21 protein-coding genes and 1 pseudogene are annotated in these 23098 nt (G+C 64.1%); 13 read left to right on the top strand and 9 right to left on the bottom strand.

The genetic code is table 11. From position 1 onward, the window contains the following. Positions 1-265 precede the first annotated feature (265 nt). The 3 genes from BLR13_RS05825 to BLR13_RS05815 are packed head-to-tail and all read right to left on the bottom strand — an operon-like array spanning position 266 to position 2770. The gene (locus BLR13_RS05825; RefSeq protein ID WP_074826663.1) at positions 266-1180 is read right to left on the bottom strand and encodes an SDR family oxidoreductase; all 915 of its coding nucleotides are present in this window, start codon (positions 1178-1180) and stop codon (positions 266-268) included. A gap of 31 nt (positions 1181-1211) precedes the next feature. After that, entirely contained in the window at positions 1212-2351 is a 1140-nt protein-coding gene (locus BLR13_RS05820; RefSeq protein ID WP_074826665.1) for a thiolase C-terminal domain-containing protein, read from the bottom strand. Positions 2352-2356: 5 nt separating this feature from the next. Further along, positions 2357-2770: a Zn-ribbon domain-containing OB-fold protein gene (locus BLR13_RS05815; RefSeq protein WP_027538065.1), complete on the bottom strand. Its 414-nt coding sequence runs from the start codon at positions 2768-2770 to the stop codon at positions 2357-2359. 203 nt (positions 2771-2973) lie between these two features. Here BLR13_RS05815 and BLR13_RS05810 point away from each other — a divergent pair, with 203 nt between their 5' ends. The 6 genes and pseudogenes from BLR13_RS05810 to alkB all read left to right on the top strand — a co-directional run bounded on the left by BLR13_RS05810 (position 2974) and on the right by alkB (position 8287). Next, on the top strand, positions 2974-4314 hold the full coding sequence (locus tag BLR13_RS05810) for an acyclic terpene utilization AtuA family protein (protein WP_074826668.1): 1341 nt from the start codon (positions 2974-2976) through the stop codon (positions 4312-4314). A 1-nt stretch (position 4315) separates the two neighbouring features. Next, the gene (locus BLR13_RS05805) at positions 4316-4636 is read left to right on the top strand and encodes an AtuA-related protein (protein ID WP_074826671.1); all 321 of its coding nucleotides are present in this window, start codon (positions 4316-4318) and stop codon (positions 4634-4636) included. 25 nt (positions 4637-4661) lie between these two features. Next, positions 4662-6011 (top strand): amidase, encoded by a 1350-nt coding sequence (locus tag BLR13_RS05800; protein ID WP_074826675.1) that lies wholly within the window; start codon positions 4662-4664, stop codon positions 6009-6011. After that, positions 6004-6690, top strand: coding sequence for a DUF2848 domain-containing protein (locus BLR13_RS05795; protein ID WP_074826678.1), 687 nt, complete (start codon positions 6004-6006; stop codon positions 6688-6690). The genes BLR13_RS05800 and BLR13_RS05795 overlap by 8 nt, the downstream gene beginning before the upstream one ends. Before the next feature lie 188 nt (positions 6691-6878). Continuing rightward, positions 6879-7621, top strand: a pseudogene (locus BLR13_RS05790) (2OG-Fe(II) oxygenase). Between the two features lie 12 nt (positions 7622-7633). Further along, on the top strand, positions 7634-8287 hold the full coding sequence (alkB, locus tag BLR13_RS05785; RefSeq protein ID WP_074826680.1) for a DNA oxidative demethylase AlkB: 654 nt from the start codon (positions 7634-7636) through the stop codon (positions 8285-8287). A gap of 136 nt (positions 8288-8423) precedes the next feature. Here the strand turns inward: alkB and BLR13_RS05780 are convergent, their stop codons facing one another. The 6 genes from BLR13_RS05780 to hpaH all read right to left on the bottom strand — a co-directional run bounded on the left by BLR13_RS05780 (position 8424) and on the right by hpaH (position 14816). Continuing rightward, positions 8424-10052, bottom strand: a complete 1629-nt coding sequence (locus tag BLR13_RS05780) for a thiamine pyrophosphate-dependent enzyme (RefSeq protein WP_074826684.1) — start codon at positions 10050-10052, stop codon at positions 8424-8426. 25 nt (positions 10053-10077) lie between these two features. Next, on the bottom strand, positions 10078-10950 hold the full coding sequence (locus BLR13_RS05775) for a fumarylacetoacetate hydrolase family protein (protein ID WP_074826687.1): 873 nt from the start codon (positions 10948-10950) through the stop codon (positions 10078-10080). Between the two features lie 12 nt (positions 10951-10962). Continuing rightward, positions 10963-11946 carry a 3,4-dihydroxyphenylacetate 2,3-dioxygenase gene (gene hpaD, locus BLR13_RS05770; RefSeq protein WP_074826690.1) on the bottom strand — a complete coding sequence of 328 codons (984 nt, stop codon included), beginning with the start codon at positions 11944-11946 and terminating at the stop codon, positions 10963-10965. 103 nt (positions 11947-12049) lie between these two features. Continuing rightward, positions 12050-13588 (bottom strand): 5-carboxymethyl-2-hydroxymuconate semialdehyde dehydrogenase, encoded by a 1539-nt coding sequence (gene hpaE / locus BLR13_RS05765; RefSeq protein ID WP_074826692.1) that lies wholly within the window; start codon positions 13586-13588, stop codon positions 12050-12052. Beyond that, positions 13581-13979, bottom strand: coding sequence for a 5-carboxymethyl-2-hydroxymuconate Delta-isomerase (locus BLR13_RS05760; RefSeq protein WP_074826695.1), 399 nt, complete (start codon positions 13977-13979; stop codon positions 13581-13583). The genes hpaE and BLR13_RS05760 overlap by 8 nt, the downstream gene beginning before the upstream one ends. A 30-nt stretch (positions 13980-14009) precedes the next feature. After that, entirely contained in the window at positions 14010-14816 is an 807-nt protein-coding gene (hpaH, locus tag BLR13_RS05755; RefSeq protein WP_074826699.1) for a 2-oxo-hept-4-ene-1,7-dioate hydratase, read from the bottom strand. 144 nt (positions 14817-14960) lie between these two features. Between hpaH and hpaR the strand changes: the two genes are divergently transcribed. The 7 genes from hpaR to BLR13_RS05715 all read left to right on the top strand — a co-directional run bounded on the left by hpaR (position 14961) and on the right by BLR13_RS05715 (position 23022). After that, positions 14961-15497, top strand: coding sequence for a homoprotocatechuate degradation operon regulator HpaR (hpaR, locus tag BLR13_RS05750; RefSeq protein ID WP_074826702.1), 537 nt, complete (start codon positions 14961-14963; stop codon positions 15495-15497). Positions 15498-15792: 295 nt separating this feature from the next. Continuing rightward, positions 15793-16938: an ABC transporter substrate-binding protein gene (locus tag BLR13_RS05745; RefSeq protein ID WP_074831858.1), complete on the top strand. Its 1146-nt coding sequence runs from the start codon at positions 15793-15795 to the stop codon at positions 16936-16938. A 107-nt stretch (positions 16939-17045) separates the two neighbouring features. After that, on the top strand, positions 17046-17921 hold the full coding sequence (locus BLR13_RS05740) for a branched-chain amino acid ABC transporter permease (protein ID WP_074826705.1): 876 nt from the start codon (positions 17046-17048) through the stop codon (positions 17919-17921). Then, entirely contained in the window at positions 17918-19699 is a 1782-nt protein-coding gene (locus BLR13_RS05735) for a branched-chain amino acid ABC transporter ATP-binding protein/permease (RefSeq protein ID WP_074826710.1), read from the top strand. The genes BLR13_RS05740 and BLR13_RS05735 overlap by 4 nt, the downstream gene beginning before the upstream one ends. Next, positions 19699-20427 carry an ABC transporter ATP-binding protein gene (locus BLR13_RS05730; RefSeq protein ID WP_074826713.1) on the top strand — a complete coding sequence of 243 codons (729 nt, stop codon included), beginning with the start codon at positions 19699-19701 and terminating at the stop codon, positions 20425-20427. The genes BLR13_RS05735 and BLR13_RS05730 overlap by 1 nt, the downstream gene beginning before the upstream one ends. A gap of 202 nt (positions 20428-20629) precedes the next feature. Then, positions 20630-21409: an HpcH/HpaI aldolase family protein gene (locus BLR13_RS05720; protein WP_074826716.1), complete on the top strand. Its 780-nt coding sequence runs from the start codon at positions 20630-20632 to the stop codon at positions 21407-21409. Between the two features lie 89 nt (positions 21410-21498). Continuing rightward, positions 21499-23022: a UxaA family hydrolase gene (locus tag BLR13_RS05715; protein WP_074826719.1), complete on the top strand. Its 1524-nt coding sequence runs from the start codon at positions 21499-21501 to the stop codon at positions 23020-23022. The last annotated feature ends 76 nt before the right edge of the window (positions 23023-23098 follow it).

Below are 23098 nucleotides of genomic sequence, written 5' to 3'. Positions count from 1 at the left end.
GCAGCAAGTTGCGGCGGTCGAGCCCGGCCGATCGCGGGTCAACGGACGTATCGGGTAGGTTGGCTGGATTTGTCATGATTTCCTCCCATGTTTTCTTGTTGGGAGGCAACCATGCGCCAGCAATCCGGCATAAAGCGGGCAAGTCGTGATGAAACAACCGAAGGGTGCCGAGGGCGGCGGGGCCCGGATGGCGCGAAGCGCTATCCGGAACCGTCGTTGCCTAAGTTTCGGGTTTCGCCGTGGTCCACCCGGGTTTGCGAGACCGTTAGATCGGATCCCAGCTGAAGATGTCCGCCGAGCGGTCGAGCTTGTAGAACGACGATTTCAGCGCCGGAATCGCGTGGTCCGCGATGGTCTGCGGCGTCCAGCCCTCGCTGCGTTGTACCGAACGCAGCGGGCGATTCTGACCGAACAGGAAAATCTCGTTCATGCGCACGCCGAAGATTTGTCCGGTGACGTCCTTGGCGGCGTCGGAGAGCAGGAAGGCGCACATCGGAGCGATCTTTTCCGGACCCATCTGCTTGATTTTCTCGACCCGAGCCTTCTCCGCATCCGTCTCGGTCGGGATGGTGCCGATCATGCGGGTCCAGGCGAACGGCGAGACGCAGTTCGAGCGCACGTTGAAGCGGCCCATGTCGAGCGCGATCGACTTCGACAGGCCGACAATGCCGAGCTTGGCGGCGGCGTAGTTGGCCTGACCGAAATTGCCGACCAGGCCCGAGGTCGAGGTGAAGTGCACGAAGGAGCCGCTCTCCTGTTCGCGGAACAGCCGCGCCGCGGCGTGGCTGACATAGAACGAGCCCATCAGGTGAACCTTGATGACGGCTTCGAAGGCCTCGACGCTCATCTTGTGGAAGATCATGTCGCGCAGGATGCCGGCATTGTTGACGACGCCGTCGAGCCGCCCGAAGTGGTCGGTCGCGGTCTTGACGATTTTGCTCGCGGGAATCGCTTCCGCCACCGACTCGAAGTTCGGAACTGCGGTGCCGCCGCGCTTCTTGATTTCCTCGACTACCTCCTCGGCCGGCGAAGCCGACGAGCCGGCGCCGTCGGCCGATCCGCCGGGATCGTTGACCACGACCTTGGCGCCTTCGGCCGCGCAGAGCAGCGCGATCTCACGCCCGATGCCGCGGCCTGCGCCGGTGACGATGATGACTTTGTCTTGAAGTGATTTGGCCATTTCGGCCTCCCTTGAAGTCTGACGCGCTAGATCAGCGCTCGTTGGTGAAAATGATCGTGCCCGACGCGGCGAACATGCCGCCGACGCCGTGGCAGACCGAGATCTTGGCGCCCTTGACCTGTGCGGGTGCGATGCCGCGCATTTGCCGGACGCTTTCCTGCAGCGCGTACATGCCATACATGCCGGAATGCATGTAGCTGAGGCCGCCGCCATTGGTGTTGAGCGGCAGCTTGCCGCCGGGGCGGGTGTTGCCGTCGGCGATGAATTTGCCGGTTTCCTCATGCGGCATGAAGCCGAGGTCGCCGAGCCCGTAGAGCGGCAGATGCGCAAAGGCGTCATAGATCATGAGATGATCGACGTCCTTATGGGCGATGCCGGCCTCTCTGAAGGCAGTGGGACCCGCGACCTTGAAGGCGCGCGAGCTATCGAACGTCTTCATCTGGCTGACCATCGGCGTTTCCACGCTCTCGCCGGTGCCGAGGATATAGACCGGCTTGTTCGGGAAATCCTTGGCGCGGTCCGCCGACGTCAGGATCAGTGCGCCGCCGCCATCGGTGACGAGGCAGCATTGCAGGATGCGGAACGGGTAGGCGATCATCCGCGAGTTCAGGACGTCGGCGACCGTGATCGGGTCCTTCATGGTGGCGCGCGGATTCTTCGCGGCCCATTCTCGCTGCACCACCGCCACCGAAGCGATCTGCTCGTGGGTAATGCCGTGGGTCTTCATGTAGCGCAGCACCGGGATCGGGAACATGCTGGGCGGCCCGTAGACGCCGTAGGGCGATTCGAACTGGCCGTTGAGGCTGTCTGATGGCGTCGAACGCGGCAATTTGCCGATCATCGACTTGCCGCTTTCGGCATGCGTGATCAGCACGGTCTTGCACAGGCCGGCCTCGATCGCCGCCGCGGCGTGGCGGACATGCAGCATGAACGAACAGCCGCCGACCGAGGTGCCGTCGACCCAGGTCGGCGTGATGCCGAGATAATGCGCGATCTGCTGCGGGGTTTCGACCGCGGTGGCGATGCCGTCGATGTCGGACAGCTTCAGCCCGGCGTCGGCGATGGCGTTGAGCGCCGCATCCGCGTGGAGCTGGATCTGCGACATGTTGGGGATGACGCCGAGTTCGGTGGTTTCGGCGGCGCCGACGACGGCGACTGCGTTTCTGCGCATGGTGCTTAGCCCTTCGCCGGACGGAACTGGGGAAGGGTGATCTTGTCGTCGAGCTTCTCGAACGCGACTTCGAGCTTCATGTCGAGTTCGAGTGCCTCCGGGGTCTGCGGACAATCGATGATGTTGCTCATCAGGCGCGGGCCTTCGGCGAGTTCGACGATCGCGATCGCGTAAGGCGGGGTGAAGCCCGGCGCTGCGGGGCGGTGGTTGATGACATAGCTGTAGAGCGTGCCCTTGCCGCTTGCCTTGAACACGCTGACCTTGCGCGAGGCGCAGGACGGACAGAACGGGCGCGGCGGGAAATAGACATTGGCGCAGGCGTCGCAGCGCTGCAGGCGCAACTCGCCGGCCGCAGTGCCGTCCCAGAAATGCTGGGTTTCCGGCGTCGGTTTTGGTTTGGCGCGCGCTGGCTCAGCCATATCAGGCATTCCTCCCGGTGGGATGTGGGCTTGCGCCCATTGTTGCGATCTTGATGCGACATTTGACCATTCCACGTCAACGGTCCAGCGTTGCTGCCGCATGGCCGCATTCCGGCAAACGAGAGCGCTTGTATGCCAGCGATTTCCCGCGCTAGGGTATTTGTAGTTGCGAGGCGTACGCCTGCACCGGCGATGGAGACGATGTGCGAACGATTCGAATAGGATCCGGTGCCGGCTATTCGGGCGATCGCATCGAGCCCGCGGTCGAACTCGCCGAAAAGGGCGACATCCAGTACCTCGTGTTCGAGTGCCTCGGCGAACGCACTGTGGCGCTGGCCCAGCAGGCGCGGATGAAAAATCCAGACGGTGGCTACGATCCGCTGCTGGAAGAGCGGATGCGCGCGGTGCTGCCGGTCTGTGCTTCCAAGGGCATCAAGATCGTCACCAATATGGGCGCGGCCAATCCGGAAGCGGCTGCGCGGAAAGTCGCCGAGATCGCGAAATCGCTCGGGCTGTCGGCGCTGAAGGTCGCTGCCATCGTCGGCGATGACGTGCTCGATGCCTGCAAGGACGGCGATTTGCCGATCATGGAATTCGACGGCACTATCAAGCAGCTCGGAAACCGGCTGCTGTCGGCCAACGCCTATCTCGGCGCCGAGCCGATGGCAAAGGCGCTTGCCGCGGGTGCCGATATCGTCATCACCGGGCGAGCTTCGGATCCGGCGCTGTTCCTGGCGCCGATGATTCATGCGTTCGGCTGGGCGATGGACGACTGGAATCTACTGGGACAGGGCACCGTCGCCGGGCATTTGCTGGAATGCGCCGGGCAGATCACCGGCGGCTATTTTGCCGATCCCGGCTACAAGGATGTGCCTGATCTGGCGCGGCTCGGTTTCCCCATCGGCGAGGTCGGCGAAGACGGCAGCCTCGTCATCACCAAGGTCGCGGGCTCCGGCGGCGCGGTGACGGCGCGGACCTGCAAGGAGCAACTGCTCTACGAGGTGCACGATCCCAAAAAGTATTTCCAGCCGGATGTGGTCGCAGATTTCTCGGAAGTGACGGTCGAGGAGATCGGACCCGATCGCGTGCGCGTCAGTGGAGGTCGTGGCACCAGGCGAACCGATACGCTGAAAATCTCGGTCGGCTATGTCGACAGCTATATCGGCGAGGGCCAGATTTCCTATGCCGGCCCCGGTGCGCTGGCGCGCGGACGATTGGCGCTGGAGATTGTCCGCGAACGGCTGAAGCTGAACGGGGTTGCGGCGAGCGAATTGAGGTTCGAACTGGTCGGCGTCGATGCGCTGCACGGGTCGGAAATCTCCGCGCGTGCGAACGAACCGTATGAAGTGCGTGTTCGAGTCAGCGGCCGTACCGAAAATCTGCGCGAGGCGGTTCGGATCGGCAACGAGGTCGAGACGCTCTATACCAATGGGCCTGCGGCCGGCGGCGGCGCCTGGAAATCGGCGCGCGACGTGGTCGCAGTGGCCTCGGTGCTGCTGCCGCGCGAACTGGCAAAGCCGCAAGTCCGTTTCGTGGGGGCATGACGTGAAGCTGCGCGAGATCGCCCATTCCCGCACCGGCGACAAGGGCAATATCTCCAATATCTCCGTCATCGCCTATGACGCGAAGGATTATCCTGTCCTGCTCGAACAGGTCACGGCGGAGCGGGTGAAAGCCCATTTCGCCGGCGTTGTCGCGGGCGAGGTGGTTCGCTATGAACTGCCCAATCTGGCTGCGCTGAATTTTGTCATGGACCAGGCGCTCGGCGGCGGCGTCACGCGATCGCTGGCACTCGATGCGCATGGCAAATCGCTGAGTTCGGCGCTGCTCGATCTCGACATTGCGCCCGCGCCGGACCACAAATAGCGCCAACAGAAGCGATGGAATAAAGATGCCTGACATGCCGACACTTGCCTCCCTGGCCGCCGATCTCGTTTCCGGCGCGACCTCCGCCCGCAAGCTGGCCGAGGAATGCCTCGCCAAAATCGCCGACCCCGCGGGCGAGGGCCAGCGTGTCTTCATTCACGTCGACAGGGACGCAGCCCTTGCCGCCGCCGACGCCATGGATCGGCTGCGCAAGGCAAATGCCGCGCCGTCGCCCTTTGCGGGCATTCCGGTCTCGATCAAGGATCTCTTCGATATCAAGGGGCAGGTGACCCGCGCCGGTTCCCGCGCGCTGGAGGATTCGGCGCCCGCGGAAGCCGATGCGACCGTGGTGGCGCGGTTGCGCCGGGCCGGCTTCATCGTGATCGGCCGCACCAACATGACCGAATTCGCGTATTCCGGCATCGGCATCAATCCGCATTACGGCACGCCGAAGAGCGCCTGGAACCGCAGCGTCGGCCATGTGCCCGGAGGTTCGTCCTCGGGTGCTGCGGTCTCGATCGCCGATCAAATGGCCTACGGTGCGCTCGGCACCGATACCGGCGGGTCCTGCCGGATCCCGGCGGCCTTCAACGGCATTGTCGGCTTCAAGCCGACGCAACGCCGCGTGCCGCTCGACGGCGGCGTGCCGCTGTCGTTCTCGCTCGACAGCTTTGGACCGCTGGCGCGCAGCGTCGCCTGCTGCGCGGTACTCGACGCCGTGCTGGCCGATGAGAAAGTGCAACCGTTGCAGCCGCGCTCCGTAAAGGGCATGCGGCTCGCGGTGCCCACGACGGTAGCGCTCGACGACCTCGACGCGGCGGTGGCGAAGACGTTCGAGCGGGCGCTGGAATCCCTGTCGCGCGCGGGCGCCCTGATCGAACGGATCGAGGTACCGGAATTCCACGATGTCGGCGTGATGAATGCCAAGGGCGGCTTGGCTGCGGCGGAAAGCTATGCCTGGCATCGCTACCTGATCACGAGCAAGGGCGACATCTACGATCCCCGCGTGGCGGCCCGCATCATGCGCGGCGAAGGCATCAGTGCCGCCGATTATATCGATATCGTCAACGCGCGGCGGTCGTTTATTGCGCGGACGGAGCAACGCATCGCGCCTTACGACGCGCTGGCGTTGCCGACCACCGCGAATACGCCGCCTGTCATCGCCGATCTCGCCGATGACAAGGCCTTTACGATCCAGAACTTGCGCGCCCTGCGCAACTGCACCCTGATCAACGTGCTCGACGGCTGCGCAATCTCGCTGCCGGCGCATCGCGACGGCGAGGTGCCGGTCGGGCTGATGCTGGCCGCCGCGGGCGGATCGGATCGACGCATCCTCGAACTCGCGGCCGGAATGGAGAACATCATCCGTGTTTGATCTGACCTTCACCATCGAAGACAAGGGCGCCGGCACGCCATTGACGCTTGCGATCGACCGGGCGGTCATCGCCGGCTGGACCGGACGCGATCCGGTCGCGCGCGACAAGCATATCGCCGAACTCGAAGCCATCGGCATCGCGCGCCCGGCATCGACGCCGATTTATTATCGGGTCGCGGCGTGCCGGATCACCATGGCGGATCGTATCGAGGTCTCCGGCGGTGATTCCTCCGGCGAGGTCGAGTTCGTGCTGATCGGCTGGCAGGGTCGCACCTTCGTCGGCTGCGGCTCCGACCATACCGACCGCAAGGTCGAAGCCTACAGCGTCACCGTCTCCAAGCAGATGTGCGACAAGCCGGTTGCCCCGGTGCTGTGGGAACTGGAAGACGTCATCGGTCACTGGGACCAGATGATCCTGCGCTCCTGGGCCGTTATCGATGGCGCGCGGGTGCTCTACCAGGAAGGCACGCTCGACGGCATGCTGCCGGTGACAGATCTGATCGCGCGCGGTTTTGGCGGCAAGGGCCTGCCCGACGGCTGCGCGATGTTCGGCGGAACCTTTGCGGCCAAGGGCGGCATCCGCCCGGCGAGCCGGTTCGAGTTCGAACTGGAGGATCCGGTACTGAAGCGGAACATCAGCCACGGCTATGATGTGATTGCGCTGCCGGTGCTGGGGTGATTGTCGTCCCGGCCAAGCGAAGCGCGCGCCGGGACCCATACCGCGTGATTTGTCGATAACGCGCGGTAGCTGAGACCAATCGCACAACAACTGCCGCGGCGTATGGGTCCCCGCGTTCGCGGGGACGACGAGGTAGTTTACCGGAAATCGGGTGGCGCTCGCCGGCCCGGTTTGCGAGACTGCCGCCCATGAAAGCAACCGCAAAAGCCATCGATCGCCCCGCCGCCGATATCGCCGCCCGCATCGATGCCATCGATTGGACCCAGGCCACCACCGACCTCGACGCGCAGGGCTGCGCCGTCCTGAAGGGACTGTTGTCGCCGGATGAGTGCGCCGCCATCACGGCGCTCTATCCCGACGACACAAACTTCCGCAGCCGGATCGTGATGGGCCGGCACGGCTTTGGCCGCGGCGAATACAAGTATTTCAACTACCCGCTGCCCGACCTGATCGGACAATTGCGGCCAGCGCTCTACGCGCGGCTATGCGGCGTCGCCAATCGCTGGAACGAGACCATGGGGATCGACATCCGCTACCCCGATCGCCATGAGGCGTTCCTGAAGCGCTGCCATGATGCCGGTCAGACCCGGCCAATGCCGCTGCTGCTGCAATATGGCGCCGGCGACTACAATTGCCTGCATCAGGACCTCTACGGCGAGCATGTGTTCCCGCTTCAGGTCGCGATCCTGCTCTCGGAACCCGGCCGCGATTTTGCCGCGGCGAGTTCGTGTTGACCGAGCAGCGGCCGCGGATGCAGTCGCGGCCCGAAGTGGTTCCGCTGGCGCAGGGCGATGCGGTGGCCTTTGCTGTGCATCACCGGCCGGTACAGGGGACGCGCGGGTTCTACCGCGTTAATCTGCGCCATGGCGTCAGCCGGATCCGCTCCGGCCATCGTCATACCGTCGGCGTGATCTTTCACGATGCAAAGTGAGTGTGTTCTGCATTGACTGCGGATTTGTTCGAAGCCGTTCCCGATGTACGCCCGCCGCGCGAAGCGATGGCGGATGGCGCGGTGCTGCTGCGCGGATTCGTAAAGCCCCATGAGAGCGAATTGATCGCGAGCTTGCGCGAGATCGTCACGCAGGCGCCGTTCCGGCGCATGTTCACGCCCGGCGGCCACCAGATGTCGGTGGCGATGACCAATTGCGGCAATGCCGGCTGGGTCACCGACCATAGCGGCTATCGCTATGACGGCGTCGATCCCGTCTCCGGCCAGCCCTGGCTAGCGATGCCGCCGGTATTTCGCGCGCTGGCCGAGATGGCGGCGAGCGACGGCGGCTTCGAGGGCTTTTCGCCCGATGCCTGCCTGATCAACCGCTACGCGCCGGGCGCGCGGATGTCGCTGCATCAGGACCGGAACGAAATCGATTTCGGCGCGCCGATCGTATCGGTGTCGCTGGGATTGCCCGCGACCTTCCTGTTCGGCGGCCCCAAGCGCGCCGACAAGCCGCAGCGCTACCGGCTGGAGCACGGCGACGTCGTGGTATGGGGCGGGCCGTCGCGGCTGTTCTTTCACGGCGTCGCCCCGCTCGCCGACGGCGACCACGCCGTGATGGGTCGCCAGCGCATCAATCTCACGTTCCGCAAAGCGCGGTGATTGACCCTTCCTTCTCTCACCCCAACTCGGGTTTACCCGAGATGGACATTATCATTATATTGTCGAAGTCGGATAGATCCGACTTCGATGGGAGAAGGAAGGAGGCGTGCCTTTCCATCAAGTTGGCGGCGACGCTCTAGTTGTTCTTCGCCGGGTGAATGAACGCCCACGGTGAAACTTCCGAATCCGTCGGCACCTCGATGGCAATCACGTAAGGCCCGCCGTCGGCGAGTGCCTTCTCCAATGCGGGACGGAAATGATCGGGTGAGGTGACGCGCGCGGCGCCGACGCCGAAGGATTCCGCGAGCTTGACGAAATCCGGATTGACGAGGTCGGAGGCGACCACGCGGCCTTCGAAGCGCTGCACCTGGTCGCGGCGCACATTGCCATAGGCGTTGTTGTTGAAGATCAGGGTCACCACGCCGATCCCAAACTGCACGGCGGTCGCCAGTTCCTGCACCGCGAACATGAAGCCGCCATCGCCGGTGATCGCGACCACGGGCCGATCCGGATTGGCGACCTTGGCACCGAGCGCGGTCGGGAAGCCGGAGCCGAGCGTGCCCTGATAGCCCGAGGTGATGAAGGTGCGCGGCTCATAGATTGGAAAGCCGTACCAGGAGGCAAAGCCGACCTGCGACAGCTCATCGGTGACGATCGCGTTGGCCGGCAGCACCTCGCGCAGGATGTTCAGATACGCCATCTGCGGCTGGATCTTCTGGATCTCCTGATGCGAGGCAGCCGTCGCCTCACGGATCGCGACACGCCGGCCGCTGCTCTTGCTGTAGCCGGCCTTCTTCACGGCGGCGGCGAGGTCGGCGGTGCCGGCCCTGGCATCGGCGATCACGGCGCAATCCGGCGTGAAGCGCCGCATCTCGACCGCATCGATGTCGATCCGGATCGATTTCAGGCCGTCGGGGCGATAGGGCCAGCGCGACATCGTCGGCAGTTCCAGCCGGGTGCCGATGCCGATCATCAGGTCGGTGTGCGGCCATAGCTTGTAGGCTGCCGCCATGGTCAGCCCGAGTTCATGGGCATTGGAGACGATGCCGCGGCCGCTGCGGAACGCCACGACAGGCGCGTCGATCATCTCGGCGAGTTCGAGGATTTCCTCAGCAGCATGGATGGCGCCGCTGCCGACAAAGATCATCGGCGCCTTGCTGCCCTTGACGAGCGCCGCCGCGGCCTTGATCCGGTCGGGATCGGGCATTGGCGCCGCGAACAGATCGAACGGCTTTGCCGCGCCGACTTCCGCGCGCTGGGTGAACACGTCCCACGGCATTTCCAGCGACACCGGACCGCGCCGCCCCGACAGCATCTCCTGAAACGCGCGGGAGACCATCGCGGGCGCGGCATCCGGATATTCGATGCGGTCGGCCCATTTCACAAAAGTCTTCAGCGTCGCCAATTGGTCCGGCATTTCGTGCAGATGGCCGCGGCCCTTGCCGAGAAATTGCGTCGGCACCTGGCCGGTCAGGCACAGCACCGGCTCGTTCGATCCGAACGCGGTCAGGAGCGCCGCGCCGGCATTGAGCACGCCGGGGCCGGGCACCACGCTGAACACGCCGGGGCGGCCGGTGGATCGGGCGTAGCCATAGGCCATGTAACCGCAGGCCTGCTCGTGACGGGCGCCGATCACCTTGAGCTGCGCCTGATGGAAGGCGTCGAACAGGCCGTAGATCTGCGCGCCGGGCAGGCCGAACACGGTGTCGACGCCATGCGCGACGAGGCCATTGACGATTGCTTCGCCGCCGGAAGTTGAAGTCATTGTACTGTCCAATCGCTCACGGGATTTACTGGGCTTCGTCGACCACGCCATTGCGTAACACACCGACGCCTTCGGCTTCGACTTCGATGACGTCGCCGGGCTTGAGGTAACGCGGTGGATCGAACCGCGCGCCGGCCCCGGTCGGCGTGCCCGTCACGATGACGTCGCCGGGCACCAGCGTGGTGAAGGTCGAGATATAGCTGAGGAGGTAGCGGAAGCCGAAGATCAGCCGTCCGGTGCGGTCGTCCTGCCGGGGCTCGCCATTGACCTTGGTGGTCAGGTGAATGTCCGCGATCTGCGCTTCGTTGGTATAAGGCACCAGCCAGGGCCCAAGGCTGCCGGTGGAATCGAAATTCTTGCCTTGGGTGACGTTGAACTTGGCGTGCCGCACCCAGTCGCGGATGGTGCCTTCGTTGCAGAGTGTGATGGCGGCGATGTGATCCAGCGCGGCGCTCTCCTTGATGTGCCGGCCGGCCTTGCCGATCACGATCACCAGTTCGCCCTCGTAATCGAGCTGCGGCGAGGCGCGGGGGCGGACCAGCGGCGCATTGTGGCCGACAAAGGAGCGCGGCGTGCGCATGAACATGCTCGGATACTTTGGCGCGTCCTGGCCGTCCTTGTACTCGGCGTTGCGGTCCGGATAGTTCACGCCGATGCAGATGATCTTTTCCGGCGCGGGGATCGGCGGCTGCCAGGCGATCGCATCGAGCGCGTGGTCGGGCGAACGGCGCGCCGCGTCGTCGGCGAGCTTCATCAGCGCACCGGCCGCGATGGCTTCGCGCAGCGTCGGATAGTCTTTCCCGAAACGCGGGGAGAGATCGACGATGCCGGCGTCGGTCACGGCGCCGTAGTGCGTGACGCCGCCGATCGAATATGTCGCGAGAGGGGGTGAGGTCATTGATCCTCTCGCTCAATCCGCAATCGTAACGTCGGCGACAAACGCCGGCTCGCGCACCGTCTGTCCCGTGAAGGGCGAGCCCTCCTCGAACCAGGAGCGTGGCGCCGGTGCGCCCCACAGCGTCTGCCGGCGCGGGTCCTTCAGCGACCAGCGCAGCGGCTCGTGGTCGTGATCGCCGGTGAAGTAATCGCTGGTGTAGAGCTCGAGGCGATGGCCGTCGGGATCCCTGATATAAAGAAAGAACGCGTTCGAGATGCCGTGGCGGCCGGGACCGCGCTCGATGTTCTTCAGAAAACCGCTGGAGGCCATGACGTCGCAGAGATGCAGGATGTTCATCGCCGTCGGCACCCAATAGGCAAAGTGGTGCAGGCGAGGGCCCTTGCCGTTGGTGATGGCGAAGTCGTGCACATTGCCCTTGCGGTGCATCCAGGCGGCGGCGATGCGCCCGTTCGGCCCGTCTTCCTCGCCATATTCGGTGAGCCGGAAGCCGAGCCGGGCGTAGAAGTCGACGGTGTTCTGCACTTCAGGCGAGAACACGTTGAAATGGTCGAGCCGCTGCGGGTGGCAGCCCTTGTAGAGGTCGTAGCGCCGCAGCAGATGCGGGCGCTTCTCCATCGCCGCATAGAGTTCGAGCTGGAAGCCCAAGGGATCGGTGAACTGCAGCGTGCGGCCCTGGAACGGCTGCTCGGTGAAGGCGTAGGTGATGCCGTTCTCGGAAAAGAAACTGGCGGCCTTGTCGAGATCGCCGTCGCTGCCGACCTTGAAGCCGAGGCGGTTGCAGGCCGCGACCGGCGCCTTGCGCAGCACCAGCGAGTGATGCTGATGTTCCTCGCTGCCGCGCAGGTACACCGCCTTGTCGTCGCGATCCTCGACATGGAGGCCGACGGTGGTCTCGTAGAACGCCCGGCTCTTGTCCAGATCGACCACGTCGAGCACGGCATGGCTCGAGCGGATGATGTTGAAGGGCGGATCGAAGATGTGTTGCGGAACGGGCATGCGGTGTCCTTGTTGGCTTCGTCATTCCGGGGCGTGCGAAGCACGAACCCGGAATCTCGAGGTTCCGGGTTCGATGCTTCGCATCGCCCCGGAACGACGGCGTTTACAACCCCAGTTTCTGAATCTTGTGCGTGCCGCGCGCCAGCGAGACGTGTTTGGTTTCCATGTAGAAGTCGAACGAGTAGTCGCCGCCGTCGCGGCCGATGCCTGACGACTTCATGCCGCCGAACGGCGTCGGCAGGTGGCGGACGTTTTCCGAATTGAGCCAGATCATGCCGGCTTCCAGCGCGTCGGCGACGCGCAGCGCGCGGCCCATGTCGCCGGTCCAGACGTAGCCGGTGAGGCCGTATTGCACGCCGTTGGCGATCTCAATCGCGTCGTTCTCGTCCTTGAACGGGATCACGGTCAGGAACGGGCCGAACACTTCCTCCTGCGCGACCCGCATGTTGGCATGTGCGCCGGTGACGAGGGTCGGCTGCACGTAGTGCCCGCCACCTGGGCCGTCATGCGGCTTGCCGCCGACGGCGATGGTGGCGCCGTCCTGGCGGGCGACGTCGAAATAGCTGCAGACCTTGGCCAGGTGCCGCTCGTGGATCAGCGGTCCGATTTCGGTGGCGGGATCCAGCGGATGCCCGACCTTCAGTGCCTTGACGCGGGCGGTGAGCTTTTCGATGAACTTTTCGGCGATGCCCTGCTGGACCAGCAATCGGCTGGATGACGTGCAGCGCTCGCCGTTCAGCGAGTAGATCATGAAAACGACCGCATCGAGCGCACGATCGAGATCGGCGTCGTCGAACACGATGACGGGATTCTTGCCGCCGAGCTCGAAATGCACGCGCTTCAAGGTCGGCGCGCCCTGCGCCATGATGGCGGACCCGGTCGCGCTCTCGCCGACGAAGCCGATGGCCTTGATGGCGGGATGTTCGGTCAAGGCCTTGCCGGCTTCCTCGCCGAAGCCGTGTACGGTGTTGAGCACGCCGTCGGGAAGGCCGGCCTGCCTGGCGAGCTTTGTCAGCAGGTCCGCGGTCACCGGCGACCATTCGGCCGGCTTGTGGACGACGGTGCAGCCGGCGGCGAGCGCCGGGGCGATCTTCCAGGTCGACAGCATGAACGGCGTGTTCCACGGCGTGATCACGCCGACCGGGCCGATCGGCACCCGGGTCGAAATGTTCCAGTGCCCGTCGCTCGGCGTGCTGAGGCCGTCGCGGGCGTCGGCGCATTTGTCGGCGAAGAAGCGAAAATTCTCGGCGGCCCGGATCGCGGCCTTGGCCATGAAGCGGTGGGCCTGGCCGGTGTCGATGCATTCGAGCACCGCGATGTCGTCGGCATTGTCCTCGATGGCATCGGCGACGCGGTGCAGCAATTTCTTGCGCGCGGTCGCGGGCATGTCGCGCCAGGACTTGAAGGCGCGGCTGGCGGCGGTTGCGGCGCGGTCGATGTCTTCGGCGTTGCCGCGGGCGACGGACGCCAGCGCGGTGGTGCCATCGACCGGGGATTTGGTCTCAAAAGTCTGGCCGGAGACCGACGGCACGCTCTTGCCGTCGATCATGTGGTTGATGCCCTCGGCCTTCAACTTGGCGAGCAGAGGGCCGACGCGGTCACGGTTGGCCTTGAAGGCGACCTTCGGTGTCACTTTATCCATGGGCCGTCTCCACTTTCAGAGCTTCGTGGATGTTGTTGCGTTTCCAGCTGGTTTCCTTGTCGTTGATCTGCATGTCGAACGACAGCGCGAACTTGCCGTTCGCAAACACCGGATCAAGATAGGCCGACAAGGCCTTGAAAATATGTTCGCCGGCCTTTTGCCGGGTGGCGAGGTCGCGACCCTCGCCGAGCCGCAGCACCATGTCGAGAAAGCCGAAATTCCGGGCGCCGTCGGCGATCGCGTAGTGCTCGCATCTGATGGCGCGGACCCGGATGCCGCCGAGCGGGAAGATCCCGGTCGCAACCGCTTCCTTGCGAACCAGTTCCACCACCGCGCCCATGTCGACGCGGCCATCGAGATTGGCTGAATATTCGATCGTGAAGTGCGGCATGTTGGGGTTGCTCCCGTGATTGTCTGGGCGTCAGGCGAAGTAGCAGCTCACCGAGCCGTAGGCGCCATAGTCGGCCTGGATGGTGTCGCCCTTGCGGGTCTCGATCGGGCGGATGAACGACCCCGCCAGCACCACTTGGCCGGCTTCCAGCGCCAATCCATTGGGCGCGATCTTGTTGGCGAGCCACGCCACGGCCGTTGCCGGATGATTGAGCACGCCGGCCGCCAGCCCGGTTTCTTCCAACTGGCCGTTGCGATAGCACAGTGCGCCGATCCAGCGCAGGTCGGCATCCATGGGGCGGATTGGGCGGCCGCCAAGCACGATGCCGGCATTGGCTGCATTGTCGGCGATGGTATCGAAGATCTTTCGGGTGGCCTTGGTCTGCGGATCGACCCGCTCGACCCTTGTGTCGAGGATTTCCAGCGCCGGCACCACGAAGTCGGCGGCGTTGAGGACGTCGAACATCGTGCAGCCGGGCCCGGACAACCGCGACTTCATCACGAACGCCAGTTCGGCCTCGACGCGGGTGGCGATAAAGCGTTCGGTCGGTACCAGCCCGCCATCGGCAAAGAACATGTCGTCGAGCAGGATGCCGGAATCCGGCTCGTCGATATTGAGCGCGCTCTGCATCGCCTTCGAGGTCAGGCCGATCTTGTGGCCCTTGACGGTCCGGCCCTGGGCAATCTTCATGTCGACCCACGCCTTCTGAATCGCGTAGGAATCCTCGATCGTTATGCCGGGGTGTTCGAGCGAAATCTGGCGGATCTGCTGGCGGGTCTTTTCGGCATTGTCGAGCCGTTCGGCGGCGCTGCGGATTTCGTCTCTGGAAAGGGCCATGTGCGTCCGCCGTGCGTTCGGCAAAAAGGGGTGCTGGAATTTGATTAACATGTTAAGGGTATCCGGGCAAACTGATTTGATGCTTGCTGCACCGCAAAACTTTTTCTCTCTCGATCAACGATTCCCGATGATGGACGACTAGCGATGGCCGACAAGAAATCGCGGAACGGATCGCGTTCGAATTCGCCCGAAGCGGCGGAGGGCCGTCGCGCACCGATGCGGGAATTCTCCCGGTCGCTGCCGATGTCGTTGCTGCGCGCGCGCGAAGCCGTGATGCGGCAGTTCCGGCCGTCGCTGCGCAACCACGGCTTGACCGAACAGCAATGGCGGATCCTGCGTGCCTTGACGGCGGTGGAAACCATCGAGGTCACCGAACTCGCGCGCACAGCGTTCCTGTTGGGGCCGAGCCTGTCGCGGATCCTGCGCGACCTCGAAGCGCGGCATCTGATCGAGCGCCGCACTGCGAAGGCCGACCTGCGCCGTGGCGTGGTGTCGATCTCGCCGAAGGGACTGAAACTGATCGAGGCGGTGGCGCCGAATTCCGAAGCGATCTATGCCGAAATCACCAGCCGGTTTGGCGCCCGCAAACTTGCGGAATTGCAGGACATGCTGGGCGTGCTGGAGCGCAGCCTTGCGGAGATGGAAGTGGCGGGCGAGGGGCGCGGCGAGGAAGAAGAGTGAAGACAAATTTGCATGATGCTGGGCTCCGGGATGCATAGCTTGTCCGGCTGCATTGTCTTTGAGCAGTAAAAGTCGCTGCCACCGTGGAGAAATCAGGGGAATAGCCGGGCTCGGGCGGCGTTAATCATCTTTGATAGCCGCATTCAGCGACGGAACTCGGCCGTTAGTCGTACTCACCGCGATATCAATTTACTCGGGACGCGAGAATCCGTAAGTACGCACCCGGTTAGCGTCCGGTGAGGACTGCCAAAACCAAGAAAGGCCGACGATGAAGCCCGGCCTCAGGGAGGATTGGATGAAGCTTACGAGACGCGATTTCGCGGCCGGCATTGCTGTCGGCATTGCTGCACCCCACATTTTGACGAGCGCACGGGCGCAGGGCGCCACCATCAAGATCGGCATGTGCGCGCCGGTGACCGGCCCGGCCGCTGAATCCGGCGGATATGCCATCAAGGGTGCCAAGCTCGCGCTCGAAGCCGTCAACAAGGCCGGCGGCGTTCTCGGCAAACAGCTCGAACTGATCGTCGAAGACGACCAGACCACCAATCCCGGCATCGTGCTGGCGTTCTCCAAGCTGGCAGCCCAGCCCGACATCGTCGCCTTCCTCGGTTCGATCCGTTCGACCCAGGTTCACGCCATGGCGCCCGACGTCATCAAGCTCGGCAAGCCGGTGATGATCGGCGGCACCGATCCGAACCTGACCCACATGGGCAATCAGTGGCTGTTCCGTTTTCGCCCGAATGACAGCTATTCAGGCCGTGTGATTGCCGATTACGGCGTCAACACGCTGGCTAAGAAGAAGTGGGCCGTGCTGCATTCGACCGACGCGTTCGGCACCGCCGGCGGCAAGGCGCTGACATCAGCGCTGGAAAAGCTCGGCGCACCCCCGGTTCTGGATCAGGGCTACGCCAACCAGAGCCAGGACTTCACCCCGGTCGTGCTCGCGATCAAGCAGTCCGGCGCCGACATTCTCGGCTCCTACTTCACCTTCGAAAACGATCTCGGCATCTTTGCCCGGCAGCTGCGCCAGCTCGGCGTCAATATTCCCTGGGTCGGTTCGCCCTCGATCGTGAACATCACGGCGCTGAAGCTGGCAGGCCCCGCGCTGTACAACACCTATGGCGTGGCCGACTACGCCGAGGATTCCAGCGAGGGATCGAAGGCCTTCGGCAAGCTCTATCGCGACGCCGTCAAGGTTGCGCCCGACAACCAGAGCTCCTGGCCCTATGACGCGGTGTCCGTGCTCGCCGCCGCGATCAACAAGGCCGGTTCCACCGATCCGACCAAGGTCCGCGATGCGATCCTGGCCACCAAGAAGTTCCCGGGTGCCGAGGGCGAATACAATTTCGACCAGAACGGCGACGGGCTTCACGGCTACAACATCGTGAAGAACGACAAGGGCAACATCGTGTTCGACAAGCACATCGAGTTCAACGACTGATCGCAGCGTTTGGCCTCTCCGGTTCCCCCGGGGAGGCCCAAGCCTTTTTGTCGAGCCCTTTTTGTCGAGCCTTTCGTCGAACTGTTTCTCTTACCGAACGCGTGGTCATGGATCTCGTCCTTCAACTGCTCTTTACCGGCATCGGCATCGGCGCCGTCTATGCGCTGGTCGCGCTCGGCATCGTCCTGATCTTCCGCGCCACCAACGTGGTGAACTTCGCGCAAGGCGAGTTCTCGATGGTCGCCGCCTATCTGATGGTGGTGTTCGCCGTCGATCTTGGCTGGCCCTACTGGCTGTCGTTCCTGATCGCGCTGGCCGGCATGGCGCTGCTCGGGGTTATCTTCAATCTCGGGGTCTATTACCCGCTGCGCCATCGCAGCTTTTTGCCCGTCATCATCGCGACCATCGGCGCCTCGATCCTGATGGCCAACTCCGTGCTTGCGATCTACGGCCCGCAGCCGCAGGTGCTGCAGGGCTGGTTCGAAACACCTGGCATTCAGCTCGGGCCGGTCTATCTCGACAGCCAGTATCTCCTGATCATCGCCGTGACGGTCGCGCTCGTGATCTTCAATTACTGGTTCTTCGAGAAGACCTTGCTTGGCAAAAAGCTGCAGGCGACGTCGCAGGACAAGGAGATGGCCTCGCTGCTCGGCATTTCCGTCTCCGCCATGATCATGATCACCTTCATCTATTCGGCCGTGCTCGGCGGCCTTGCCGGCATCCTCGTGGCACCCGTGCTGTTCGTCTCGATCCAGATGGGCTCGACGATCGCGCTCAAGGCCTTTGCCGCCACCATCATCGGCGGCTTCGGTGACGTCGCCGGCGCCATCATCGGCGGACTGTCGCTCGGCATCATCGAGACCTTCGGCGCCGCCTATATCTCGGTGCCCTACAAGGACGCCTTCGCGTTCCTGGCGCTGGTGCTGTTCCTGATCATCCGGCCGCAGGGCATTTTCGGCGAACGTGTCGCGGAGAAAGCATGAGCGCGCCTTCCGAAAATATGCCGATCGCCGCGTCCGTGCCGCGTTCGAAGCCGCTGCTGTTGCGGCACTTGCCGTATTTCATCGGCGCGGCCGTCGCGGTGGCGCTTGCCGCCACGATTCAGTTCGACGGCTACGTCCACAACATCCTGATGCAGGCAACGACGTTTGCGATCGCGGTGTTCGGCCTCTCGGTCGTGCTCGGCCTGTGCGGGCAGATCAATCTCGCGCAAGCCGCATTCTTCGGCTTTGGCGCCTACGCCGTCGGTATCGGAACCTCGGACTACCACATCAGCTACTGGCTCTGCCTGGTGGCGGGATGCCTGGTGGCGCTGGTGGCAGGTGCGGTGTTGGGCATGTCGACGCTGCGGCTCGGCGGGCATTACCTCGCGATGGTGACGATCTCGTTCCAGCAGATCGTCACGCTGATCATGATCAATGCGATCTGGCTCACCCGCGGTCCGGACGGCGTCTCGCGCATCGGCCGGCCCGATCTGTTTCAGTCGGCGCAAGCCTATCTCGCGTTCTGCGTCGCGGTGCTGGCGATCGTCGGCTACGCGGTCTGGCACCTGCCGGATACCCGGCTCGGGCGGGCGATGCGCGCGGTGCGCGACAACGAACTCGCGGCCGGCGTCATCGGTGTCGACGTGTTTCGCACCAAGGTTTCCGCTTTTGCCCTGAGTGCCGTTCTGGGCGGATTGGGCGGCGGTCTTTTTGCCGGCGGTTTTGCCTATATCAGTCCGGACCAGTTCTCGTTTGCCGAGTCGGTGGTGTTCCTCACCATGTCCTTGCTCGGCGGCGTGGCGTCGCCGATCGGTTCGGCCATCGGCACGGGTCTCTTGATCCTGATCCCAGAGTGGCTGCGGTTCCTCAAGAGCGTTCCCGGATTGTATCTTGCGATCTACGGACTCGCCGTCATTCTGATCATCCGCTTCATGCCTGACGGCATCTGGGGCTTTTTCGCAACCGCCTTCGAGCGTTGGCGGGCGCAGACCAAGGCGCCGCCGGCTGCGGCGGCGTTGCAACTGAAACCGGCAACGGTGGGTGGCGACATCGTGCTCGAAGTCACCGGGCTCTCGAAATACTTCGGCGGCCTCAAGGCGGTCGATGGCGTCGATATCCAGGTGAGGCGCGGCGGGGTTCACGCCCTGATCGGACCGAACGGCTCCGGCAAGACCACGACGCTCAACGTGCTGTCCGGCCTCTACAAGGCGACCGCGGGCAGGATCGTGCTCGACGGCACCGATATCACCACCATGCCGCCGCATCAGCGCACGGCCGCCGGCCTCGGCCGGACGTTCCAGAACATTCGCCTGTTCCGCACGATGACGGCGCTGGAGAATGTCGAGATCGGCGCCGAGCGGCCGGGCAATACCATGATCGGGCAGGGCGGCGACGCCGCGCTGACCGAACGGGCGATGGAGGCGTTGACCTTTGTCGGTCTCGGCAGCCGCGCCAACCAGTTGATATCGAGCTTTTCCTACGGCCATCAGCGGCTGATCGAGATTGCGCGTGCGCTTGCCGCCAATCCGACCCTGCTGCTGCTCGATGAACCCGCGGCCGGTCTCAATTCGACCGAAAAGCTCGAACTGCATGAACTGCTGAAACGGATCGCAGCGCAGGGCCTGACCATCCTGATCATCGATCACGACATGACGCTGGTTTCCGAAGCGGCACAGCACATCACCGTGCTCAATTTCGGACGCCGCATTGCGGACGGCGAATCCATGGCGGTGCTGCGCCATCCCGACGTCGTCTCCGCCTATCTCGGAACCGAATAATGGCGCTGCTCGAAATCCGCGATCTCGTTGTCCGCTACGGCGAAATCGAAGCGCTGCGCGGCATCTCCATCAATGTCGACGAGGGGCAGGTGGTGACCCTGCTCGGCGCCAACGGCGCCGGCAAGTCGACCACGCTGCGCGCGATTTCGGGTCTCGCCAAGCCCGCCTCCGGCGACATCCTGTTCGACGGCAAGTCGATCGCCGGCCTCGGACCGGAAACGATTGTCCGCATGGGCATCTCGCATGTGCCGGAAGGACGGCGGGTATTCCCGGGCCTGACGGTGAAGGAAAACATCATGCTCGGCGCGTCGAACCGCAAGGTCGCGACGTCGCAATTGTCGCGCGAGGCGGACGCGATGTTCGACCTGTTTCCGGACATCCGCGCCTTCTCCAATGCGCTGGGCTGGACCTTGTCCGGCGGCCAGTTGCAGATGGTCGCGGTCGCGCGCGGCCTGATGGCGAAGCCGCGGCTGTTGCTGCTCGACGAGCCGTCGCTGGGCCTCGCGCCGGTCATCGTGCAGGCGGTGTTCCGGATCATCTCGCAGATCAGGAAGGACACCACGGTCCTGCTGGTCGAGCAGAATGCGCGGATGGGGCTTTCGGTCGCCGACCACGGCTTCGTGCTGGAAACCGGGCGGATCGTGCTGGGCGGCAAGCCCGACGAATTGTGGGGCAACGAAGCCATCGCCGCCGCCTATCTTGGCGGACACGGCAAGGTCAACGCCTGAAGCGACGTCGATCAGGTGGTAATTCCGGGCGATATCGTGCGGAAAATGCGGGTCTGCGTGGCAGAACGCTGCCCTTGCCTGACGATACCGGGGCGGCGATAGTGCGCCCCGCACGCGAAGTCGGCGTCAGCGAAGTGAGCATCCAGCGGGCGGTCGCTAGACCGGTCCGGCATCAAAAGAAACGACAGAGGAAACGCGATCCATGACTACCAACAACGTCAAGAAAGTATGGGCCTCGGGCAAGGCCGTGGTGAATGCCTGGCTCGCGATCCCGTCCGGCTTCTCGGCCGAAGTAATTGCACAGTGCGGCTTCGACAGCGTCACCGTCGACATGCAGCACGGCGTGCAGGATTACCTCTCGATGGTGCAGTGCTTTCAGGCGATGAACGGCCACCCGGTGACGCCGATGGTCCGCGTTCCCTGGAACGAGCCCGGCGTCATCGGCAAGGTGCTCGACGGCGGCGCCTATGGCGTGATCTGCCCGATGATCAACACCAAGCAGGAAGCGGAAAACCTGGTCCAGTACGCCAAGTATCCGCCAAGGGGCACCCGCTCGAACGGCCCGATCCGCTCCGGCATGTACGGTTCGGCCGGCTCCTACCAGCAGACCGCGAATGACGAGATCGTGCTGCTGCCGATGATGGAGACCAAGACGGCGATCGAGAACATGGAATCGATCCTCGACGTCGAGGGCATCAACGGCGTTTACGTCGGCCCCTCCGACCTCGGCTTCTCCTACGGCCTGGTACCGAAGCTCGATCGCGATGAGCCGGAAATCCTCAAGATCTACGAGAAGATCGTCAAGGAATGCGGCAAGCGCGGCCTTCACCCCGGCATCCATTGCTCGGGCGCCGAGGGCGCGGTGCGCGCGATCAACATGGGCTTCAAGCTCGTGACGCTGTCGAACGAGAGCGGCCTGATGCAGACCTACGCCAAGATGCAGGTCAACCAGACCCGCAAGGATTCCGGCGGCAAGGCGTAAGATATGCGAATGGCGAGTGGCGAATAGCGGGTAGTTTTTCTATTCGCCATTCGCTATTCGCTACTCGCCCACTTTAGAGGAGATACCCCATGGCCCCGGCACCCGTCATTCGCCTGCATCCTGACGACGGCGTGCTGATTGCGCGCTCGAGCCTGCCGCCGGGCATGGTGGTGTCCGACGGGGTCACGACCGTCGAGCGCATTCCCGCCGGCCACAAGGTCGCGATCAAGCCGATTGCGGTGGGCGAACCGATCCGCCGCTACGGCCAGATCATCGGCTTTGCCACGGTGCCGATTGCGCCGGGCCAGCACGTCCACACCCAGAACTGCGGCATGGGCGATTTCGCCAAGGATTATGCGTATGGCGTCGACGTCACGCCGACGCCGAACTTCGACCTGCCGGCTACCTTCGACGGCATCCGCCGTTCCGACGGCCGTGTCGCGACCCGCAACTATATCGGCATCCTCACCTCGGTGAATTGCAGCGCACATGTCGCCGGCATGGTCGCCGACATCTTCAAGAAGAACCCGTTCACCGGCGACAATCCGCTGGCGGATTTTCCGAACGTCGACGGCGTGGTGGCGCTGACGCACAAGACCGGCTGTGGCATGACGCAGGACGAGCCGCTGGCGCTGCTGCGGCGGACGCTCGGCGGCTATGCGCGGCACGCGAATTTCTCGGCCGTCGTCGTGCTGGGTTTGGGCTGCGAGGTCAACCAGATCGGTGGCCTGATGCAGGAGCAGAAGCTCGCTGGACGTTTGCGCGCGATGGACATTCAGGAAGTTGGCGGCACCCGCAAGACCGTCGAGGCCGGCGTCGCCTTCGTGCGCGAGGCGCTGACCGATGCCAACAAAGTGAAGCGCGAACCGGTTTCCGCGAGCGAGTTGACCGTGGCCCTGCAATGCGGCGGCTCGGATGGTTATTCAGGGGTGTCGGCCAATCCGGCGCTTGGCGTGGCGAGCGATCTTCTGGTGCGCCACGGCGGCACGGTGATCCTGTCGGAAACGCCGGAGACCTACGGCGCCGAACATCTGCTGACGCGACGCGCGGTCAGCCGCGAGGTCGGCGAAAAGCTCGTCGGGCTGATGCGCTGGTGGGAAGAATATACACAGCGCGAAGGCGCCGAGATGAACGCCAATCCGAGCCCCGGCAACAAGGCCGGCGGCCTCACCACCATTCTCGAAAAATCATTGGGCGCGATGGCCAAGGCCGGCAGCACCAATCTGGTCGACGTGCTCAACTACGCCGAAGCCGTCACCAAGAAGGGTTTTGTGTTCATGGACACGCCCGGCTACGACCCGGTCGCCGCGACCGGGCAGGTCGCCGGCGGCGCCAACCTCGTCTGCTTCACCACCGGCCGCGGCAGCGTGTTCGGCTGCAAGCCCGCGCCCTCGATCAAGCTCGCGACCAACACGCCGATGTACAAGCGCATGGAGGACGACATGGACGTCAATTGCGGCACCATCCTCGACGGCGAGGAGAGCGTGCAGCAATGCGGCCAGCGCATTTTCGAATTGATGCTGAAGACCGCCTCGGGCCAGCCGACCAAGAGCGAAAGTTTCGATTTCGGCGGCGCCGAGTTCGCGCCCTGGGTGCTCGGCGCGACGATGTAATGTTGTCGTCCCGGCGAACGCCGGGACCCATAGCCACCGGCTTTGATTGGGCGGACGGCGTTAGCGATCTCGATTT

Source organism: Bradyrhizobium ottawaense (assembly GCF_900099825.1).
Taxonomy (GTDB): Bacteria; Pseudomonadota; Alphaproteobacteria; order Rhizobiales; family Xanthobacteraceae; genus Bradyrhizobium; species Bradyrhizobium ottawaense_A.
Note: the sequence above shows the minus strand (reverse complement) of the source record. Positions and strands in the feature narration are given on the sequence as shown.

Bases quoted from the DNA above. Each gene is read 5' to 3' on its own strand.
- BLR13_RS05815 (WP_027538065.1), bottom strand. From the start codon at position 2,770: ATGGCTGAGCCAGCGCGCGCCAAACCAAAACCGACGCCGGAAACCCAG.
- BLR13_RS05730 (WP_074826713.1), top strand. From the start codon at position 19,699: ATGGCGCTGCTCGAAATCCGCGATCTCGTTGTCCGCTACGGCGAAATC.
- BLR13_RS05775 (WP_074826687.1), bottom strand. From the start codon at position 10,950: ATGACCTCACCCCCTCTCGCGACATATTCGATCGGCGGCGTCACGCAC.
- BLR13_RS05745 (WP_074831858.1), top strand. From the start codon at position 15,793: ATGAAGCTTACGAGACGCGATTTCGCGGCCGGCATTGCTGTCGGCATT.
- BLR13_RS05780 (WP_074826684.1), bottom strand. From the start codon at position 10,052: ATGACTTCAACTTCCGGCGGCGAAGCAATCGTCAATGGCCTCGTCGCG.
- BLR13_RS05740 (WP_074826705.1), top strand. From the start codon at position 17,046: ATGGATCTCGTCCTTCAACTGCTCTTTACCGGCATCGGCATCGGCGCC.
- hpaE (WP_074826692.1), bottom strand. From the start codon at position 13,588: ATGGATAAAGTGACACCGAAGGTCGCCTTCAAGGCCAACCGTGACCGC.
- hpaD (WP_074826690.1), bottom strand. From the start codon at position 11,946: ATGCCCGTTCCGCAACACATCTTCGATCCGCCCTTCAACATCATCCGC.
- hpaH (WP_074826699.1), bottom strand. From the start codon at position 14,816: ATGGCCCTTTCCAGAGACGAAATCCGCAGCGCCGCCGAACGGCTCGAC.
- BLR13_RS05800 (WP_074826675.1), top strand. From the start codon at position 4,662: ATGCCTGACATGCCGACACTTGCCTCCCTGGCCGCCGATCTCGTTTCC.
- BLR13_RS05825 (WP_074826663.1), bottom strand. From the start codon at position 1,180: ATGGCCAAATCACTTCAAGACAAAGTCATCATCGTCACCGGCGCAGGC.
- BLR13_RS05715 (WP_074826719.1), top strand. From the start codon at position 21,499: ATGGCCCCGGCACCCGTCATTCGCCTGCATCCTGACGACGGCGTGCTG.
- BLR13_RS05820 (WP_074826665.1), bottom strand. From the start codon at position 2,351: ATGCGCAGAAACGCAGTCGCCGTCGTCGGCGCCGCCGAAACCACCGAA.
- BLR13_RS05760 (WP_074826695.1), bottom strand. From the start codon at position 13,979: ATGCCGCACTTCACGATCGAATATTCAGCCAATCTCGATGGCCGCGTC.
- BLR13_RS05720 (WP_074826716.1), top strand. From the start codon at position 20,630: ATGACTACCAACAACGTCAAGAAAGTATGGGCCTCGGGCAAGGCCGTG.
- BLR13_RS05735 (WP_074826710.1), top strand. From the start codon at position 17,918: ATGAGCGCGCCTTCCGAAAATATGCCGATCGCCGCGTCCGTGCCGCGT.
- hpaR (WP_074826702.1), top strand. From the start codon at position 14,961: ATGGCCGACAAGAAATCGCGGAACGGATCGCGTTCGAATTCGCCCGAA.